At 47.0% G+C, this 317-nt stretch carries 1 rRNA gene; it reads right to left on the bottom strand.

Annotated elements, in window-relative coordinates:
• Positions 1 to 70, bottom strand: a 16S ribosomal RNA gene (locus AC5RUQ_RS20955); the annotation flags it as partial.
• Positions 71 to 317 lie beyond the last annotated feature (247 nt).

Here is a 317-nt window from a genome sequence, read left to right as displayed (position 1 = left end):
ATCGTTCGACTTGCATGTGTTAAGCACGCCGCCAGCGTTCATCCTGAGCCAGGATCAAACTCTCCGTTGAAGTAAAACAAAACGAACACAACATGCATCCCCCGGGAAAACGGGAAACACACACTGCAAAATTTGAAACCAGCTGTAAAAACCAGACCACACCACGGGGTGGCACAATCCAGTCAATTCAACCAATCAATAAAAAATTGGTATCAACAAACTTGGCACACTATTGAGTTCTCAAACAACAGACACACCCGGCACCACCCAACCAAACGGTTCAGGATCGCTCCGGAGCAACTTTTCAAACTTACCCG

The sequence above is a fragment of the Arthrobacter sp. MDT2-3 genome (assembly GCF_059090465.1).
The sequence above is the reverse complement of the archived record's forward strand: the minus strand, read 5'-3'. Positions and strand labels throughout refer to the sequence as shown.